Source organism: Rhodoferax sp. OV413 (genome assembly GCF_900104385.1).
Lineage (GTDB): Bacteria > Pseudomonadota > Gammaproteobacteria > Burkholderiales > Burkholderiaceae_C > Rhodoferax_B.
In genome coordinates this window covers 36,086-54,060 of record NZ_FNJA01000005.1, presented here as the reverse complement: position 1 = coordinate 54,060, position 17,975 = coordinate 36,086, and the positions used below count along the sequence as shown (strand labels likewise).

Here is a 17,975-nt window from a genome sequence, read left to right as displayed (position 1 = left end):
TGTTGATATGCCGTCTGCATAGAAGCCGCGGTAAATTTGCGGTGCGTTGCATATATGCGAATGGCGTGCCAGTCCACTTGTCTTTATGAATCAAGAGCTTACGTATCCGGGAGATTTACTGTTTGCTGTGCCTGCAGCATGTTGCAAACAGATTGCTGCCAAACAAGCAGCCCGCCAAAGCCAAAGCGGGCCCACAGCTTTCGCTGTGGGCCCGCGGGGCCGGCAAGGGGGTGGATGGGTCAGGAATAGAAGCTGGGATGGGGAAGGGTTTCGTTCAGCGCCCAGTCGCCCAGCTCGCGCAGTTTGTAGTCCACCGGATCGTGCAAGGTGTGCACGCGCAGATTGCGCCAATAGCGGTCCAGCCGCAGTGCAGCCGTGGTGGCGCGGGCGCCGGTGACTTCGAACATCCTGTGCACGACATCCAGGCTGGCGCGGGTGGTGGCCACCTTGGCGGCGGCCACGGCAATGGCGACGGCGCCGCGCTCGACCTCGGTGAGCGCCGTGCCGCTGGCCCAGGCTTGGTCGAAGGCGGCTGCGGCGTTTTGCAGCAGCAGGCGCGAGCCTTCCAGTGCCAGCCAGAAGTCGCCGTAATGGCCTAGGATGTACGGGTCTTGCTGGGCTGACGCCGCGCCGGAGGCCATCCATGGGCGGCCTTGCTGCAAGGTGAATTGGCGGGCCTCGGCCAGTGCGCCTTCGCCCAGACCCTGGTAGATGTGGGCCAGGATCAGCTGTGCCAGCAAGGGGCGCAGGCAGGCGTAGGGCGTGGACAGCGGGCCGGGGTCGGTCAGCAACTCATCTGCGGCCACCGCCACCTGGTCGAAGATGACGCTGCCGCTGTCGGTTTGCCGCTGGCCCATATTGTCCCAGTCGTTCAGCACGCGGATGCCTGCGCGGGCGGTGGGCACCACGCTGATCAGCAGGCGGCCATGCACGTCCAGGGCCGAGGCCAGCAGCATGTCGGAGTCGCTGGCACCCGAGCAAAAGCTCTTGCGTCCGGTGAAGGTGTAGCTGCCATCGGCCTGCTGCAGCGCATGGGTGGATTTGTCCAGCGGGTTCAGTGCATTGCCCCAGAACCAGCGCTGCGCCAGGGTTTGCTCTATCCATGGCTGCCACTGCGCCGGGCGGCCAAACAGTTGCGTGGTGGCCAGCAGCAGGTGGTGGAAGGCGAACAGATGGGCCAGCGCGCTATCGACCCGCGCAAAGCCGCGCACCACCTCCAGCGTCTGTTGCCAGCTGGCGCCCAGTCCGCCGAGTGCGGTGGGCACGCTCAGGCCCAGCAGGCCGCTGGCGCGGATGGCATCGCGCTCGGCCTTGGCGGTGCCACCGCGTTGGTCGCGGGCCACGGCGGTGGCGGCCAGCGCCTGGGTGACGGACTCCACGCTGTCCTGCCAAGGCAGGCGGGCCTCACCCTCGCCTTCTCCGGTCTCCGACTGGAAATGCTTCATGCAGCGGTCTCCTCGCGCGCGGCTGCATGCGGTGCGCGGGCGGCCGGGGGCACGATGTCGTTGGCAATCACCTCGCCAAACGGGCCGGTGATGTTGGCCGTGCCGGGTGGGCGGGCATTCTCCAGGGGCAGCAGCGGGAACAGCAATTCCGCGACACGGTACGACTCCTCCAGATGCGGATAGCCCGAGAAGATGAAGGTATCGACGCCCAGCGCCGCGTATTCCTGGATGCGGGCCGCCACCTCCTGCGGATTGCCCACCAGCGCCGTGCCGGCACCGCCGCGTACCAGGCCGACACCGGCCCAGAGGTTGGGCGATACCTCCAGGTTGTCGCGGCGTCCGCCGTGCAGGGCGGCCATACGTTGCTGGCCTACCGAGTCGAAACGCGAGAAGGCTTTTTGCGCAGCTGCAATGGTGTCGTCGGTGACGAAGGAGATCAGTTCGTCGGCCGCACGCCAGGCTGCCTCGCTGGTCTCGCGCACGATCACATGCAGGCGGATGCCGAAGCGCAGCGTGCGCCCATGCACGGCGGCGGCGGCCCGGGCTTTGGCGATTTTGTCGGCCACATCGGCGGGCGGTTCGCCCCAGGTGAGGTACACATCCACCTGCTCGCCGGCCAGGGCAATTGCTGCGTCGGACGAGCCACCAAACCACAGCGGCGGATACGGCTTCTGCACCGGGGGATACAAGGTTTTGGCGTTCTCCACGCGCAGGTGCTTGCCGCTGAAATTGACGGTTTCGCCGGCGGCCACACCGCGCCAGATGCGCAGGAATTCATCGGTGACTTCGTAGCGCTCGGCATGGGTCAGAAAGCTGCCGTCGCCATGCTGTTCGTCCGGGTCGCCACCGGTCACCACGTTGATCAGCAGGCGCCCATTGGAGAAGCGGTCCAGAGTGGCCGCCTGGCGCGCCGACACCGTGGGCGAGATGATGCCGGGGCGGATCGCCACCAGGAACTTGAGCCGTTCGGTCCACGCGGCCAGCGACGACGCGACCACCCAGGAATCCTCACAGGACCGGCCCGTGGGGATCAACACGCCCTCGTAGCCCAGCTCATCCGCCGCCTGCGCCACCTGCCGCAGATAGTGGTGGCTGACGGTGCGCGCACCGCGCGAAGTGCCCAGGTAGCGGCTGTCGCCGTGCGTGGGAAGAAACCAGAAAATCTGCATGGCAGGCCTTTGTAGAGATGTCGCTAACGTGAAAGCTGATGCCATGGATCAGCAGTAAGCATGCCAGTGCGGCATCCCCTGGGTGGCGTGGCCGTCGATGTGTTTTTCTGCTGCTACAGCAGCAGTCCATCACCAGCATTGCTGGCGTCTACGCAGGATAAAGGCTGGGTTGCTGCTACAGACGCATTTCGCCTATGCATATCTGAATTGCGTGCTTGGTCTTGCGCCCGAAACCCGCAGAATCTGCTGGATACGCAGCAACCCAAGGTTACGCACGTGAGTACTGTTTTGATGGAAGCCACCCCGCCTGTTCTGGATGCCGACGCGGCTGCTGCGCAGCCAGCATCGCCGCAGCAAGTTGCCCAGCAGCTGGCAGCCATTTTTGCTGCCACGGCTGCGGAGCGGGACGAGCGTGGCGGCACGCCCAAGGCCGAGCGCGATGCCTTGCGCAGCAGCGGCCTGCTGGCCTTGAGCATTCCGGCCGAGTTCGGCGGCATGGGGGCCAACTGGCGCGAAACCCTGGAGGTGGTGCGGCTGCTGGCCCAGGCTGATAGTTCGCTGGCACATGTGTTCGGCTTCCACCATTTGATGCTGGCCACAGTGCGCCTGTTCGCCCAGCCGCAGCAGTGGCAGCCCTGGTTTGAGCAGACCGCGCGCCGGCGCTGGTTCTGGGGCAATGCGCTGAATCCGCTGGACGACAGAACCCTGTCGACCGTGCACGGTCCCTGGCGCGAGTTCACCGGGCAAAAGAGTTTTTGTTCGGGCGCGCTGGATTCCGAGATGCTGATCGCTTCCGCCCGTGAAGCCGATACCGGGGCTTTACTGGTTGCGGCGCTGCCCACCGGCCGTTCGGGCATTTCGGTATCGCCCGACTGGAACAATATGGGCCAGCGCCAGACTGACAGCGGCAGCGTGACGTTTGAAAAAGTGCGCGTGGAGCACCATGAACTGCTGGTCGACCCCGGGCCCTTGTCCACACCGTTTGCCTGTCTGCGGCCTTTGGTGTCGCAGCTGGTGCTGGCCAATGTCTACCTGGGGATTGCCGAAGCGGCCTTCAACGACGCCCGCTACTACACCTTGCATGAAGCCCGGCCCTGGCACGCGGCCAAGGTGGCGCAGATGACAGACGATCCCTATGTGCTGGGCCACTACGGTGACTTCTGGGTGGGCCTGGAGGGTGTGCGCGTGTTGGCCGACCGCGCAGCCGAGCGCCTGGATACAGCCTGGCTGCGGGGTGCGGCGTTGACCGAAAAAGAACGCGGCGAGACGGCGCTGGCGGTCGCCACAGCCAAGGTGGCCGCCACCCATACCGGGCTGGATATCTGTACCCGCATGTTCGATGTGGCGGGTGCCCGCGCCACCCATGGTGGTCTGCGGCTGGACCGCCACTGGCGCAACCTGCGCACCCATAGTCTGCACGACCCGGTGGCCTACAAGCTGCGCGAGATCGGCGAGTGGGCGTTGAAACAGCAATATCCCGTACCGAGCTTTTACTCATGAACATACAGTCCAGCTACCTGCACACACCGGATGTCTTTGAGCCCGCAGATCGGCTGTGGGAGCCGCCGCAACTGCTGACCTTGCCCGACCCGCGCAAGCTGACCACCTCCATCCGCGCGACCGCCCAGGTATTTGAAGACCCGCGCTCGGTGGCCTTGCTGGAGCGCATCCGCATGGTGGCGCCCAGCGATGCCAGCGTGTTGATCATCGGCGAGACGGGCACTGGCAAGGAGTTGATCGCCCGCCATGTGCACGACCTGAGCCAGCGCCGGAGCCGCCCGTTCGTAGCGGTCAACTGCGGGGCTTTCTCCGAGACGCTGGTGGAGAGCGAGTTGTTTGGCCACGAGAAAGGCGCGTTCACCGGCGCCTTTGCGGCCAAGACCGGCTGGTTTGAAGCGGCCAATGGCGGCACCTTGTTTCTGGACGAGATTGGGGACTTGCCGCTGTCCATCCAGGTCAAGTTGCTGCGGGTGCTGCAGGAGCGTGAAGTGGTGCGGCTGGGCTCGCGCAAAAGCGTGCCCATCGACGTGCGCGTGGTGGCGGCCACCAATGTGCGGCTGCAGGACGCGGTGGCCGCTGGCCATTTCCGTGAAGACTTGTTCTACCGCCTGCATGTGGTGCAACTGGCGCTGCCCACGCTACGCGATAGGCCCGGCGACATCCTGCCGCTGGCGCGCCATTTCATCGAGGAATACCGCGGCCGACTCGGCTATGGTCCGGTGCGGCTGGATGCGCAGGCCGAACGCAAGCTGGGCGAGCACAGTTGGCCCGGCAATATCCGCGAACTGGAAAACGTGATCCACCATGCGTTGTTGATTTGCCAACATGGTGTTTTGGGTGCGGACGACCTGCATCTGTCGTCGATGCAGATCCAGCGTCGCCCCGCAGAGAGCGAAGCGCCCCAGGGCACACCACAGCAGGCGCTGGAGGCGGCACTACACGGCTTGTTCAACAAATCCCATGACGATCTGTTCGAACAGATCGAAGACACCGTGATGCGCGCGGCATTCGAGTTTTGCCACCGCAACCAGGTGCAGGCCGCCAAGCTGTTGGGAATCAGCCGCAATATCTTGCGCGCCCGCTTGATCAAAAGCCGGGAGATTTCCGCACTCAAGTAGCCAACTGGCGCCGCACATATTTGAGCAGACCGTCGCAGGCATCTTCGACCAGGTCCAGTACCTCCTCAAACCCGCGGTCGCCGCCGTAATAAGGGTCTGGCACCACCGGGCTGTTGTGGCGCTCGCAGAACTCGGTCAAACGCCGGATCTTGGCGTGGTGGCGGGACGGGCTTTCGCTTTGTGCCAAGGCCAGGTTGTCCCAGTCCATCACCAGGATCAGGTCGTGGGCTTCAAAGTCCGCGTCCAGCATCTGGCGGGCCCGCAGGCGCGACAGGTCGTAGCCGCGCCGGGATGCATGTGCTTGCGAACGGGTGTCCGGTGGACTGTTCGGATGGTAGTTGTGGGTGCCGGCAGAATCCACCTGGATCTGCTGGCCCAGGCCGAGCGCGCTCACCTTGTGCTGGAACACGCCATGGGCGGTTGGGCTGCGGCAAATGTTGCCCATGCAGACAAACAAAACAGAGAAGGTTTTCATCATCCGATAGTGTGAGAGGTGCGAAAGTGGCGGCCCGGATCGAGCCCAACCCACGGTAGCAGAAGTCGCTCCCACAGGTATGCGTACGGGGTTTAATGCTGTATATTAATACAGTATTTTGTAAATCCCCGCATGCAAGGAACCCGTATGGAAGCCCTGATCGAAACCCTGTACACCGTCACTCTTACCGACTATCCCGACCTACCCACCAAAGAGCGGGTTGCCGCGGAGGCGCGCTACTGCAAGGCGCTTGAGCGGCGTATCGGCCCGCCAGAGGATGTTGTGCATGCACTCAAGGCGGTAGAGCGCCTGGCGGACGATGGCGATGTGTCCGAGCTCACCGACGAAGCCCGTCGGCTGGTAAGCCAATGGCATCTGGCCTGCAACACGGCACGTACGGCAGGCCTGCAAGGCCTGGGCGATCTGCCCGAGGCCTGGTTCGATGTTCGCGTTTCGTGAGCATCCTCTAGCTTTTAGGGCGGCGGTTGACCCACAATCTTCTGAAACTTTGAAAGGCCGCGGCTGTTTGGATGGAGAGCAATTGCTAGCTTCGAAATACCAAATTCCGAACCCCATGTTGAACATAGCCCTGATGTCTTTTACCGCTGTGCTTGCTGCCGCAGGTGCGTTCGCTGTGGCGCCGCTCTGGTTGGGGCGCAATCTCAGCCTTTGGGAGGACTTGCTGTGTGGCGGCTTCGCGTGGCTTATCGCCGGCCTGGTGTTGCGCTACCGGAAACGCCAAGAGCGCAAACGGCTGATTGGCATGCGCGACTCTGCTCTTTGGTAGGTTCGTCCTTATCTTCATTTGCTATTTAAACGATAGCTGCTTGCGCTTATGTAATAAGCGCTGGACGTCGGTTTTGTTCTAAATTCCTGACAATGTGGGCTTAGCCCGTCTGGGCCACTGCGCGCAAGCTTCACTCCACCTTGACGCCGCCTTTTTCGATCACCGTGCGCCAGCGCGAGAGTTCGCTGACGATCAGGTCGGCAAATACCTTGGGCGGGCTAGGCATGGCCTCGGCACCTTCGCTGGCCAGACGGTTGCCGATTTCTGGCGAGGCCAGTGCCTGGTTGATCTGCTGGTTCAGCTTGGCGATGATGTCGGGTGGGGTTCCGGCGGGTGCCACTACCCCGTACCACTGGTCGGCTTCAAAGCCTGGGTAGCCGCTGGCAGCGACCGTGGGCAAGTCGGGCACCGCCTTGACGCGGTTCGGCGACGACACCGCCAACGCCCTCAGCTGCCCGGCCTTGACCTGGCCCATCACTGCCGGTACGCCGGTGAACATCAGCTGGATCTGCCCGGCTACCAGGTCGGTCACCGCGGGTGCGGTCCCTTTGTACGGCACGTGCTGCATCTGGGTACCTGTCTGCAGCTTGAAGTATTCGGTGGCGATGTGCGCTGCGCTGCCGTTGCCGCCCGATCCGTAGTTGATCTTCCCTGGGTTGGCCTTGGCATAGGCAACCAGCTCCTGCACTGTCTTCACCGGCAGCGAGGGGTGTACCACCAGCACGTTGGGCACCCGCGCGACCCAGGCTACCGCGGCGAAGCTCTTGATCGGGTCATAGGGCAGGCGCGGATACAGCGACGGCGTCACCGCCAGCGTTCCGATATGGCCCATCAACAAGGTGTAGCCGTCGGCTGGCGCTTTGGCGACCTTGTCCGCGCCTATGCTGCCCCCGGCGCCGGGCACGTTGTCTATGACCACCGACTGGCCCCAGGCCTGGGTCAGCTGCTGGCCTATGGTGCGGCCGAGGATGTCGGTCGAACCGCCGGGCGTGAAAGGCACCACCATGCGGATCAGCTTGTTGGGGAAACTGCTTGCGGTCGACTGCGCCGCAGCGGACAGCGGGAATGCGGAGGCCAGCAGCGCCAAATTGAAGTGGCGGCGGGACGCCGAGGTATTGAGGGTTTTCATATGCTTGTCTCCTTGGATTTTTACGGGGAAGAGTGGCGCTTGTAGGTATCAGGCCTTGCCTGCGTGGGCGATAAGCCGGTCTGCATAGGCTTGCCAAGGGGCTTTGTCGGCGATGCCGTCGAATACACCTTCGCGTGCCAGTCCGGCCACCCAATCCTGCTTCTCGGCGATGGCACTGGCCATCACGGGAGCGAAGCCGCCTTCTTCTACGGTCAGGGCCGATTCGCGCATCTCCTCGGCCCGGCGTTTGCCATGCTGCACAACCCGGCTGAAGAAGTAGGCGCCTTGCACCTCCCAGTCGACCTGGGGAAAGGTTTCTTTCAGCGTGGGTAGCACATGGTCTTCGACGCCATAGCGGCGGGCGTTGGTATAGCTTTCCACAACCAGGGCTTCCAGGCCCTTGATCATGATGCTGCGGCTCATCTTGATGGCCGAGGCGATGCCGAGCTTGTCCGACACCGCCTTCGCATCCATGCCCCAGGCCGTAAGCTGGGGTGCCAGGGTTGCAGCGTGTTCGCCACCCAGCAGCATAGGCACGCGGATGCCATAGGGCGGTACCGAGGTCATCACACCGGCTTCCACATATTGCGCGCCTGCCGCCTCCAGCGCTTGGGCCGCACGCAGCTTGGTGCCGGGCGAAGCGGAATTCAGATCCAGAAACACCGTGCCCGGACGCACATGGCGCGCGGCTTCCTCCGCGACCGCCCAGGTGTTCGATGCCGTCACTGCCGACACCAGAAAGTTGCTGCTCGCACACAGGGCCGCCATGTCGCTTGCGACTTGCATGCCGTGCGCCTGCGCGGCTGCGCGTGCCTGCGCGCCCGAGGTACCGGCGAACTTCAGATCCCAAGCGTGGACCGATGCCACTCCGGGTTTGCCGCGCAAGCCGCGGCCAAAAATGCCGCCCACCTCGCCGTAGCCGATGATGCCGAGAACCGTGTCCATGCCTGTCTCCTTGTTGTAGGGATAAAAGTTGCGTTTTATCAATGCCTATCCCAGCGGAATGGTGCTGTTGCTGTCCCAGTCGCTGGATGGCATTGTGTGCAGCCTTGTCCCATCCAAGGTTGCTTTATCGCCGTGGCACTGTTCGAATCGGATGATGGGGTGAATCAAAAAGCATGGCACGATGGCGCTTTTTTTGACGCTGTGATCCATGCTTTCCTTGCACAAGCTCCGGACCCTTGGCGCCGTCGTGCGTCTGGGGGGCATCCGTCCTTCCGCTGAACCTCTGCTGCGTGCTGCGTCCGCCGTCAGCCGGTCGGTGGGGCTGCTCGAGGCTTCGCTGGGCACGGCGCTGTTTGAGCGCAAGGGGCGGGGCATGCTGTTGACCCCGATGGGGGAGCTGGCCCACCAGCGCTTCCTGCGTATCGAGCAGGAACTGGGCACTGTGTTGGACGAGGCCACGGCGGGACGAGACTCTTTGACTGCTGCGGCGGTCGATGCTCTCTACGACGAAAAACGCCTGCTGGCCGTTTCCCTGCTGGCCGAAGTCCACCACATGCCGACGGTGGGGCGGCACCTGGGGGTTTCACAGCCGGCCGTCAGCACGGCGGTGGCCCGGCTGGAGAGCGCACTGGGGCACAAGCTCTTTCTGCGCACCGCACGCGGCCTGATGCCGACCGATGCAGGCGCCCGATGGGTACGCCGTTTCGACCGGGTACTGGCCGAACTGCGCTATCTCGAAGACGATGTGGCGGCGGCCAGGGGCGATATGGAAGGTGTTATTACTGTCGGAACATTGCCGCTGGTCCGCACCCATGTGCTGCCATGCGCCATCAGCAGCTTGCTGGCGAAGCACCCCCGCTTGCAGGTGCGGTCTGTCGAAAGCCCTTACGAGCAGCTGTGCGCCGGACTGCTGAGCGGCAAGGTGGATTTCATCCTGGGCGCGTTGCGTCCTTTGGTCGACAAGGCGCTGACCAGCGAACCCTTGTTTGCGGATCGGCTGGGTCTGATGGCTTCTGCCCATCACCCGTTGAATCGGCGCCGCCGCATCCGGTTCCAGGATCTGCGGGAGTTCCCGTGGGTGCTGTCACGCTCCGGCACGCCCTTGCGCGAATCGCTGGACACCTTCTTTGCGGCGCATGGCGAAGCTGCGCCGATCCCCGCGGTGGAAACCGGCGATCTGGCAATGGTGCGGGGCCTGCTGTTGCAGGGACCGATGCTGACGGTCTTGTCCACCCACCAGTTGCGCTACGAAGTGGACGCCGGCCAGCTGTGCGTGCTACGGTTCCCGATGGAGGGCTTGCAGCGCCATATCGGCGTCACCACGCGGGCTGGTGCCCATTTGTCGGTGGCGGCATTGGCTTTGTTGGCGGCGATACGGGAGTGCTCGCCAGCCGCGTGAGCGTCGTTGTCGAGGCGGGCCTGCAGCTGCAGGCTTTGGCGAAGCCCCAGTCGGGTGTCAGTGCGTCATGCTCTTGGAGAACAGATTCACCACCAGTACACCGGCGATGATCAGGCCCAGGCCCAGCATGGCCGGAAGGTCCAAGCGCTGGCCGTAGTAGATCCAGCTCACAGTCGAAATCAGCACGATGCCCGCACCCGACCAGATGGCGTAGGCAATCCCGATAGGCAGGGTCTTGAGTGTCAGCGACAGCACATAAAAGGATGCTGCGTACGCCACCACCGTCACCAGACTGGGTACCAGGCGTGTAAATCCATCAGACGCCTTGAGGGCCGTGGTTCCAGATACTTCCGCCAGGATCGCGATGCCCAGCAGCAGATAGCTTGTGGTCAGGTTCATTTCACCGCCTCGTCACATAAACGTAAAAGTACAAGAAGAATGCTGGCCTTGCGTGGCTCGTCCAGGTCGTAGGCATCCAGCATTTGGGCGAACCAGAAGCCGTCGGCCGCCAAGCGGCAGACCAGCAGCAGATTGGCGACCTCTGGGGTAGATCCATCCTGGCTCAGAGCCAGCCGCATCATGGTGTTCCAGCGCTCGCGGCACTCGGGCAAGCTCAAGGCGAGCAGGGCGATGGCCCGCTGTGTTTCCACCTGCTTGCAATCGCCACCGCTGTCAAAGCAGGTGCGTATGTAGGCCCGGGCATGCCGGCCCGGGGCTTCGTCCTCGATGCTGAGCGCGTGTTCGTAGCGCTCTTCAAATTCTTCAAAAAGCTGGTCGCACAGCGCATTCAGCAAGGCCTGCTTGCTGCGAAAGTGATGCTGGAGACCGCCTTTGGTGACGCCTGCGCGCTTGGAGACGGCGTCCAGGGTCAGCGCCTGCGAACCTTCAAGCACCAGCAGCTCCCGCATGACGGCCAGCAATTGGCTGCGGACCAGTTCGGGCTGTTTTTGTCGTTGGTGGGCTAATGTCATAAAGAAACCATCTGGATGGAATGTTTATTGTAGCTGCAAACAAATTTTTGCGCTTGGTTTACTTTACGCAGCGGTAGCTCTTCAGACTTTGCTGTTTCTGCCGATAACAGCTGTATGCAAGTTTCCTCAACAACTTCGACGGGTGGGCTGGGTTCCAAGGCTGGCGGCGACATCGCTGCGCTGCAAAAGCAGTTGCGTCAGCTAGCAGACCAGCTGAAGAACGTGGCATCGCTGGATATGGAGCCCAAAGCCAAAGAGGAAAGGGTGAAACTGATCCAGAACCAGATCCAGATGGTGCAGCAGCAGATTGCCGCCATACAGCGGCAAAGCCAGCAAGATCAGATGAGCAAACAGCTCGCGGCCCAAGCTGCCAAGCAAGTGAAGGCCAACGATGCAAGCTCGGCCCGCACACCGGGCCTGGGTGGGTCTGTAGACGTCTACGTGTAAGTCTTAGAACTTGCGGCGTCTAAAGGCGCCTGTATGCAGCGATGGGCCGCTGCGCCGGTCATGCTCGTCCACTCCTTTTGGGTGTCTACCCCGGCGACGCAGAATTTGCGCGCTACTTCGCTGCATGGCGTGCAAGAATAAGTCACAACACACCATCCCATTCCAAAATCCTGGGGCGACGCCATGCAGCTATCGAATTGTTTTCGACGCAACCGTTGGACGAAAGCCGGTCTTCGTTTGTGCGGTGGCCTATGCCGTATGGGAGTGCTTGCCTCGATGGCTGCCGGTGCTGCTGCCGCGCAGGCCGAGGCCTTGAATATTGCCGTCGCCAAGACGCCTTTGTCGCTGCCGATCTATATCGCCAGCCAAAAAGGATTCTTCGCGGATGAGGGGCTGGACGTGACACTGACCGAGTGCAGCGGCGGCCACCGCTGCTTGCAGCTGGTACTCGAGGGGCAAGCCGATGTGTCTACATCGAGTGAGTTGCCCATCGTCTTTAACAGCTTCGAGAGAACCGACTTTGCCGTGATCGCAACCATGGTCACAACCAGCCAGGACGTGAAGCTGTTGGCCCATACGCGCTCCCGCATCGCCAAGCCTATGGACTTAACGGGCAAGCGTGTCGGGGCGGTTGCCCGTACCTCCAGCCAGTACTTTCTGGAACTGTATCTGCTGACCATAGGTCTGAACCCGCAAAATCTGACCGTGGTGAATATGCAGCCGGAGGACATGTCCACCGCCCTGCAGAATGGGCAGATTGACGCCGTCGCCCTATGGGAGCCGTATGCCTATTCTGCCATCAAGGCACTAGGCCACAATGCTGTCGTTCTGCCGCCCAACCGGGCCTACATCCTGACTTTCAACCTGGTGGCGCATCGCAACGTGGTCAAACAGCGCGACAACGACCTGGTGCGGCTGTTACGTGCCGTCGAGCGCGCCGAACGCTTCATCCGGGACTCGCCCGCAGATGCCAAATTGGTGTTGCGCAACGCGTTAAAGTTGGACCAAGGCTTCGTCGACTGGGTGTGGGCTGGTGCCACCTACCGGCTGGGGCTGGACCAGTCCCTCATCAGCACCATGGAGGGCGAGGCCCGATGGGCCCGCCGTGAGGGCCACGTAACCGGGGCCGCGACGCCCAATTTTCTTGGATTAATGCATATGGCCCCTCTCAAGACGGTCAACCCGTCGGCGGTAGGCATCCACCCTTAGCTGCTATGCGCGTGAGAACCCAGCTGATTGCCGCGATTTCTTTGACCTTGTTGGTGGGCCTCGTTGTGGCCGTGTTTACCGTCAGTGCCGCCCGTGACGAGAATGCCGCCGACGAACGCCAGTCGCGCGCGCAGACCGCCTCGCACGAGGTGTCGGGCCTGCTGGTGTTGACGCAGGAATATGTGCGCCATGCCGAGGACCGTTCGGCCCAGCAATGGCGGCAGCGCCACGGCGAAATCGTGGATTTGCTGCAGGAGGAATACACGAAGGCTGGCATCGGCCCGACTCTGCTGGAGTTCCGCTCGGTGGTGCAAGCGCTGCCAGAGTTGTTCTCCAGCCTGCAGCAACTGCCCCAGGACGCCGATAGCTTCAACCAGCGCCGCAAGGAGTTGCTGATTGACCAGCTGCTGACCAGCACCCAGGCCATGAGCGATCTTGCGTACCAGTGGTACCAGGAGGCTGCGCGCAACCGGCGCCAGGCTGAACTGCGGTTCCAGGCGCTGGCCATTGCATCTCCGCTGGCGATGCTCGCCATTCTGGTGGCGGTATCTCTGCTGGTGCGCCGGCGCGTGCTGGGCCCGCTCAGCCAGCTGGACGATGCCACGGCTGCTGTAGCGCGTGGCGACCTGACCGTCCGCACCGCCTACAACCGCAATGACGAGTTCGGCCAGTTGTCGCGCCGGTTCAACGAAATGACCGTGGCGCTGGCTAAAAGTTTGGAGAAGATGCACCGCACGCAAAAGCAGCTGAAAGCGGTGGCCGATAACCTGCCGGCACGCATAGCCCATGTCGATGAGGAAGGGCGCTACACCTTCACCAACGCGGGCTTGCAGCAAGCCATGGGGCAAGACGCCGACGCCTTGTTTGGCCGCAAAGTGGTGGACGCCCATGGTGGGCCGGATACGGATATAGCCGTGCACGTAGAGGCTGCCTTGCGTGGCGAGCGTTGCGCATTTGAGCGCAAGGTCCAGCATGCGCAAGGCGACGTTTACTACCACTCGGTCTACATTCCCGACACCGACGCAGAAGGCCAAGCCAACGGCTTTTACGAAATGACTTTCGACATCAGCGAGCGCAAACGTGCGGAGCTGGCGCAGGCGCAAAGCGAGCAGCGCATGCGCAGTATCCTGACGCACGCCCCGGACGCCTTCATCGGTATCGATGCCGACAGCCGCGTGCATGAATGGAACCGCCAGGCCGAGATAACCTTTGGCTGGCAGCGCGACGAGGTGCTGGGCAAGCCTTTGACGGAGTTCTTGATTCCACTTGAGGCGCGCGCTGCCCATACCCACGGAATGGATAAGTTTGCCTTGACCGGCGAAGGCCCGATAGTCAACCGGCGCATCGAAATCCAGGGGCAGAACAAGCAGGGCCAGCTGATCCCGATTGAACTGTCGGTGGCAGCAGTCCGTGACGGTGAGCGTTATGGCGCCAATGCATTCCTGCGCGACATTACCGAACGCAAACGGGCCGAAACCCAGCTACTCGCCAGTGAACGCCGCTTGCGGGACATCACCGACCATATCCCCGCCATGGTGGGCTATTTCGACCGGGATGAACGCTGCCTGTATGCCAACAGCACCGTGCTCCGGGTCTACGGCATCAAGGCGGAAGATACCGAGAGCTACACGCTGCGCTCCGGTCTTGGCGAAGAGGCTTATGCCATCCATGAACCCCATGTGCGGCAGGTGTTGAAGGGCGAGGTAGCCCATTTTGAAGGGCATATCCAGCACAAAGGCAAGGGCGCTTACTTCCAGGCGCACATGGTGCCGGACAGGGCCGAAGATGGTTCGGTGCGCGGTTTCTATGTGATGACGTTTGACGTGACCCGGGGGCGGCGTGCCGAGGTGGAGCAGGCGCGCAGCGAGCAGTTTTTGCGCGCCATCACCAACAATGTTCCGGTGCTCATTTCGTACATCGATACCGGGCACCACATCCAGTTTGCCAACGACACCTACCGCCTTTGGCTGGGCGCCGATCCGGCAAGCCTGATTGGCATGCACCTGCGCGAGGTGGGCGGTGTACCGCTGTATGAGCAACGCCTGCCCTACCTACAGCGGGCTTTTGCCGGTGAGCGCGTGGAGTTCGATAGTGAGATGGCGATGCAGGGCGTCACGCGCTCCATGCATACCTCTTACGTCCCCGATCCGCATCCGGACGGCGGCGTGCGCGGCTTGTATGCGCTGACCGTGGATGTTTCGTCCCTCAAAAGGGGGGCATAACACTGGCCCCCCAGCGCGTCCTTCTGTTGGCAACTTTAAGATGCCAGAGAGCGTTTTACAGGAGGGCATCGTCAATGGGTATTCCGCGCAGGCTTGCTGTTTTCTGGAGCGTATGCATGCTGCTGGCTACCGCCGGCGGGTCTGCCGCGGCGGCCGGCTTGAGCGTGGCGCTGGCGGAAGGGCCGGTGTCGCTGGTTTTCTATGTTGCGCAGGCCAACGGCTACTTTGACAGCGAAGGTGTGGCGGTAACCACCCGCAGCTGCAGCAGCGGCCGTGACTGCTACCGGTTGATGGCGGATGGCAGCGTGCAGCTGGCCACCGCGGCCGAGCTGGTGGCCACGGTCAACAGCTTTACCCGGCCAGACCTGGCTTTTATCGCGTCCATCAGTTCCTCGGCGAACCAGATCAAGGTGGTGGCGCGCCGCAGTGCCGGCGTATCGACGCCCGCCAGCCTGGCAGGCAAGCGCATCGGCACGGTGGTGGGCAGTTCGGCAGAGTACTTTCTCGACAGCTGGTTGCTGTTTCACAACCTGAGCGCGCGCAACGAAACCATTGTTTCCTTGACGCCCGACAAGATGGTCCGGGCGCTGCAACAGGGCGACATTGACGCTGCCGCCATCTGGGAACCGGTGGCCACCAACGCCTTGGCGGCCTTGGGCGCCAATGGTCTGCTGCTACCGGCCCCGCGCGTCTATACCCAGCACTTTGGCCTGATCACCACCCGCGCCACGCTGGACGCACAGCAGGCCGATTTGCTCAAGCTGCTGCAGGCCTTGCTGCGCGCCGAGCGCTTTATTGCGGAGCAGCCTTTGAAGGCGCAGCAGGTGCTGATGGCACGCCTGGGCTTGGGCCAGGCGCTGGCCGAGGCCCATTTGCGCGAGCACGATTTCAGGGTACGCATGGACCAGTCGCTGAGCAACACCATGGACAGCCAGGCGCGCTGGGCGGTGCGTGAGGGCCATGTGCCCGCCAAATCCAAACCCGAAGACCTGATGTCGGTGGCGGAACCCGCATTGCTGCGCAAGCTCGCACCGAATGCGGTGACCATTGTTCGATAGGCCACCTGGGCTGATTTTCCGTAAAGTCTGTTTGCTATTGAATTTATAGCTGGTTGCGCATGCTAAATATGCGCTAGGCACCGATTTCTTATAGATTTTTGCCGTCCTAGCGCTTGCTGCCGCGCTTGCCGGGCTGCAGCAGTTCGCGCATGGCCTGCAGCGGTAGCTCACGGCTGCGGCCGCGGCGCAGCACCAGGGAGAACTGCGACTGGTAGCCAAACTCGGCGGGCAGCAGCACCTTCAGCCGGCCCTGCTCGACCCAGGACTGGGCGTAGTGCTCGGGCAGGTAGCCTATGTAGCCGCCCGACAGTATCAGGATCAGCTGGGCTTCCATGCTCTCCACCGTGGCCACGCTGCGCTTGAAACCGTGCCGGCCCAGCTCGGTCTGGCTCCAGTAGCTGCGGCTCACCACATTCAGCTCGGACACCACCGCCGGCAGCAGGTGCTTCTGGGCAAAGCAAGGGTGCCTGTCGCTGCAGTACAGCCACTGCTGCTCGCGGTACAGCGGGTGGTAGACCAGGCCATTGGCCTTGGCCGGGAAGAAGCCCACGGCGATATCCAGCTCGTTGTCGAGCAGGCCCTTCTGCAGTTCATACGGGCTGCGGATCAGCAGGCTCAGGTGCATGGCCGGGTACTTGCTGGAAAACACCCCGATCGCCTGGGCCAGCGGCAGTGAGGCATCGGTTACCGTGGTGTCGAGCACACCCATCTTCAGCGTGCCGCCGAGTTCGCCCTTCAGCGACTGGGTGTAGCGCTCAAAGCCGTCCAGCTCGCCCAGCACGCGCAGGGTTTCCGACAACAGCAGCTCGCCCTTGGCCGTCAGCGCAAAGCCGCCGCGACCGCGCCGGCACAGCGAAAAGCCCACGTCGCTCTCCAGCTGGGCCATATAGGTGCTGATGGCCGAGGTGGTGAGGTTCAGCTCCTGCTGGGCGCGGGCAAAGCCCTGGTGGCGGGCCACGGCCGCAAAAATCCGCAGCAGCTTGAGATCAGCGCCTTGTGCCATGGGATAAGCCTGTGTTTAGTTATGAAATTTACAAACTGATTATTTGTTTACTGCTATTTTTCCATAACCCAGACTGGCTAAAGATCAGCCCATCGCAGCACGTAGGCGTGCTGCCAGATGAAAAGGCTGATGCATGGTGTCCAAAGTTCTGTACCAACCCCAAAGCGGCAACGAGATGCCGCGGTTTGCCGGCCGCTCCACCATGATGCGGCTGCCCGCCATGGAAACCGCCGAGGGCCTGGATGCTGCCTTCATCGGCGTACCGCTGGACATCGGCACCTCGCTGCGCGCCGGCACCCGCTTCGGGCCGCGCCAGATCCGGGCCGAATCCGTGATGATCCGGCCGTACAACATGGCCACCGGCGCCGCTCCGTTCGATTCGCTGGCCGTGGCCGATATTGGCGACGTGGCCATCAATACCTACAACCTGCTGGAGTCGGTGCGCATCATCGAAGACAGCTACACCCAGCTGCTGCAATACCCGGTAGTGCCCATGACCCTGGGCGGCGACCACACCATCACCCTGCCGATCCTGCGGGCCATCGCGCGCAAGCACGGCCCGGTGGCCCTGGTGCATGTGGACGCCCACACCGACACCAACGAAGACATGTTTGGCGAAAAGATCGCCCATGGCACCACCTTCCGTCGTGCGGTGGAAGAGGGCTTGCTGGACTGCAGCCGGGTGGTGCAGATCGGCCAGCGCGCCCAAGGCTATGCGAGCGGCGACTTCCAGTGGGGCGTGGACCAGGGTTTTCGCCTGGTGCAGGCCGAGCAATGCTGGTACCAGTCGCTGGCGCCGCTGATGGCCGAGGTGCGGGCCCAGATCGGCGACAAACCGGTGTATTTGACGTTTGATATCGACGGCATCGACCCCGCCTGGGCACCGGGTACCGGCACGCCCGAGGTCGGCGGCCTGACCGCCATCCAGGCGCTGGAAATCGTGCGCGGCTGCCGCGGCCTGAACATCGTTGGCTGCGACCTGGTCGAGGTCTCGCCACCGTATGACGTCAGTGGCAATACCTCGCAGCTGGCAGCGAACTTGCTTTACGAAATGCTGTGTGTGCTGCCGGGTGTGGCATACCGCTAACCGATTTTTTT

At 62.8% G+C, this 17,975-nt stretch carries 18 protein-coding genes; 10 read left to right on the top strand and 8 right to left on the bottom strand.

Translation table 11 applies throughout. The features are described 5' to 3' along the window. Positions 1-239: 239 nt before the first annotated feature. Together BLT66_RS17050 and ssuD are read right to left on the bottom strand one after the other, a co-directional pair. Positions 240-1,445, bottom strand: a complete 1,206-nt coding sequence (locus tag BLT66_RS17050; RefSeq protein WP_092759302.1) for an acyl-CoA dehydrogenase family protein — start codon at positions 1,443-1,445, stop codon at positions 240-242. Then, positions 1,442-2,614 carry an FMNH2-dependent alkanesulfonate monooxygenase gene (ssuD, locus tag BLT66_RS17045; RefSeq protein ID WP_092759300.1) on the bottom strand — a complete coding sequence of 391 codons (1,173 nt, stop codon included), beginning with the start codon at positions 2,612-2,614 and terminating at the stop codon, positions 1,442-1,444. Before ssuD ends, BLT66_RS17050 begins: the two co-directional genes overlap by 4 nt. Before the next feature lie 276 nt (positions 2,615-2,890). Between ssuD and BLT66_RS17040 the strand changes: the two genes are divergently transcribed. Both BLT66_RS17040 and BLT66_RS17035 read left to right on the top strand, forming a co-directional pair. Beyond that, a complete protein-coding gene (locus tag BLT66_RS17040; RefSeq protein WP_369821610.1) occupies positions 2,891-4,114 on the top strand; it encodes an acyl-CoA dehydrogenase family protein in 1,224 nt (407 codons plus the stop codon). Then, positions 4,111-5,232, top strand: coding sequence for a sigma-54 interaction domain-containing protein (locus BLT66_RS17035; RefSeq protein WP_092759296.1), 1,122 nt, complete (start codon positions 4,111-4,113; stop codon positions 5,230-5,232). The genes BLT66_RS17040 and BLT66_RS17035 overlap by 4 nt, the downstream gene beginning before the upstream one ends. Here BLT66_RS17035 and BLT66_RS17030 read toward each other — a convergent pair. Beyond that, positions 5,225-5,707, bottom strand: a complete 483-nt coding sequence (locus BLT66_RS17030; protein WP_092759895.1) for a low molecular weight protein-tyrosine-phosphatase — start codon at positions 5,705-5,707, stop codon at positions 5,225-5,227. The two genes, BLT66_RS17035 and BLT66_RS17030, sit on opposite strands and share 8 nt — an antisense overlap. A gap of 132 nt (positions 5,708-5,839) precedes the next feature. On the opposite strand from BLT66_RS17030, the gene BLT66_RS17025 reads away from it, so the two are divergent. Continuing rightward, entirely contained in the window at positions 5,840-6,166 is a 327-nt protein-coding gene (locus BLT66_RS17025; protein WP_255406970.1) for a hypothetical protein, read from the top strand. Further along, positions 6,150-6,494: a hypothetical protein gene (locus BLT66_RS26820; protein WP_176955077.1), complete on the top strand. Its 345-nt coding sequence runs from the start codon at positions 6,150-6,152 to the stop codon at positions 6,492-6,494. Before BLT66_RS17025 ends, BLT66_RS26820 begins: the two co-directional genes overlap by 17 nt. A gap of 130 nt (positions 6,495-6,624) precedes the next feature. On the opposite strand, the gene BLT66_RS17015 is transcribed toward BLT66_RS26820, so the two are convergent. Both BLT66_RS17015 and BLT66_RS17010 read right to left on the bottom strand, forming a co-directional pair. Further along, positions 6,625-7,623 (bottom strand): Bug family tripartite tricarboxylate transporter substrate binding protein, encoded by a 999-nt coding sequence (locus tag BLT66_RS17015; protein WP_092759290.1) that lies wholly within the window; start codon positions 7,621-7,623, stop codon positions 6,625-6,627. A gap of 48 nt (positions 7,624-7,671) precedes the next feature. After that, entirely contained in the window at positions 7,672-8,568 is an 897-nt protein-coding gene (locus BLT66_RS17010; RefSeq protein WP_092759288.1) for a DUF1932 domain-containing protein, read from the bottom strand. Positions 8,569-8,776: 208 nt separating this feature from the next. Here BLT66_RS17010 and BLT66_RS17005 point away from each other — a divergent pair, with 208 nt between their 5' ends. Beyond that, a complete protein-coding gene (locus BLT66_RS17005; RefSeq protein WP_092759286.1) occupies positions 8,777-9,967 on the top strand; it encodes a LysR family transcriptional regulator in 1,191 nt (396 codons plus the stop codon). Positions 9,968-10,024: 57 nt separating this feature from the next. On the opposite strand, the gene BLT66_RS17000 is transcribed toward BLT66_RS17005, so the two are convergent. Then, complete coding sequence (locus BLT66_RS17000; RefSeq protein WP_092759284.1) at positions 10,025-10,366, bottom strand: SMR family transporter; 342 nt, start codon at positions 10,364-10,366, stop codon at positions 10,025-10,027. Continuing rightward, positions 10,363-10,938: a TetR/AcrR family transcriptional regulator gene (locus tag BLT66_RS16995; protein ID WP_092759282.1), complete on the bottom strand. Its 576-nt coding sequence runs from the start codon at positions 10,936-10,938 to the stop codon at positions 10,363-10,365. Before BLT66_RS16995 ends, BLT66_RS17000 begins: the two co-directional genes overlap by 4 nt. Before the next feature lie 114 nt (positions 10,939-11,052). Here BLT66_RS16995 and BLT66_RS16990 point away from each other — a divergent pair, with 114 nt between their 5' ends. The 4 genes from BLT66_RS16990 (at position 11,053) to BLT66_RS16975 (ending at position 15,874) form a co-directional block, all read left to right on the top strand. Further along, positions 11,053-11,385 (top strand): FlxA-like family protein, encoded by a 333-nt coding sequence (locus tag BLT66_RS16990; RefSeq protein WP_092759280.1) that lies wholly within the window; start codon positions 11,053-11,055, stop codon positions 11,383-11,385. A gap of 258 nt (positions 11,386-11,643) precedes the next feature. Next, positions 11,644-12,594 (top strand): ABC transporter substrate-binding protein, encoded by a 951-nt coding sequence (locus BLT66_RS16985; RefSeq protein ID WP_176955076.1) that lies wholly within the window; start codon positions 11,644-11,646, stop codon positions 12,592-12,594. Positions 12,595-12,599: 5 nt separating this feature from the next. Further along, on the top strand, positions 12,600-14,816 hold the full coding sequence (locus BLT66_RS16980) for a PAS domain S-box protein (protein WP_092759276.1): 2,217 nt from the start codon (positions 12,600-12,602) through the stop codon (positions 14,814-14,816). Positions 14,817-14,932: 116 nt separating this feature from the next. Further along, positions 14,933-15,874, top strand: coding sequence for an ABC transporter substrate-binding protein (locus tag BLT66_RS16975; RefSeq protein WP_176955075.1), 942 nt, complete (start codon positions 14,933-14,935; stop codon positions 15,872-15,874). 106 nt (positions 15,875-15,980) lie between these two features. Here BLT66_RS16975 and BLT66_RS16970 read toward each other — a convergent pair whose 3' ends face one another. Further along, complete coding sequence (locus tag BLT66_RS16970; RefSeq protein ID WP_092759272.1) at positions 15,981-16,877, bottom strand: LysR family transcriptional regulator; 897 nt, start codon at positions 16,875-16,877, stop codon at positions 15,981-15,983. A 133-nt stretch (positions 16,878-17,010) separates the two neighbouring features. Here BLT66_RS16970 and speB point away from each other — a divergent pair, with 133 nt between their 5' ends. Next, on the top strand, positions 17,011-17,964 hold the full coding sequence (speB, locus tag BLT66_RS16965; RefSeq protein WP_218922621.1) for an agmatinase: 954 nt from the start codon (positions 17,011-17,013) through the stop codon (positions 17,962-17,964). Positions 17,965-17,975: the final 11 nt, after the last annotated feature.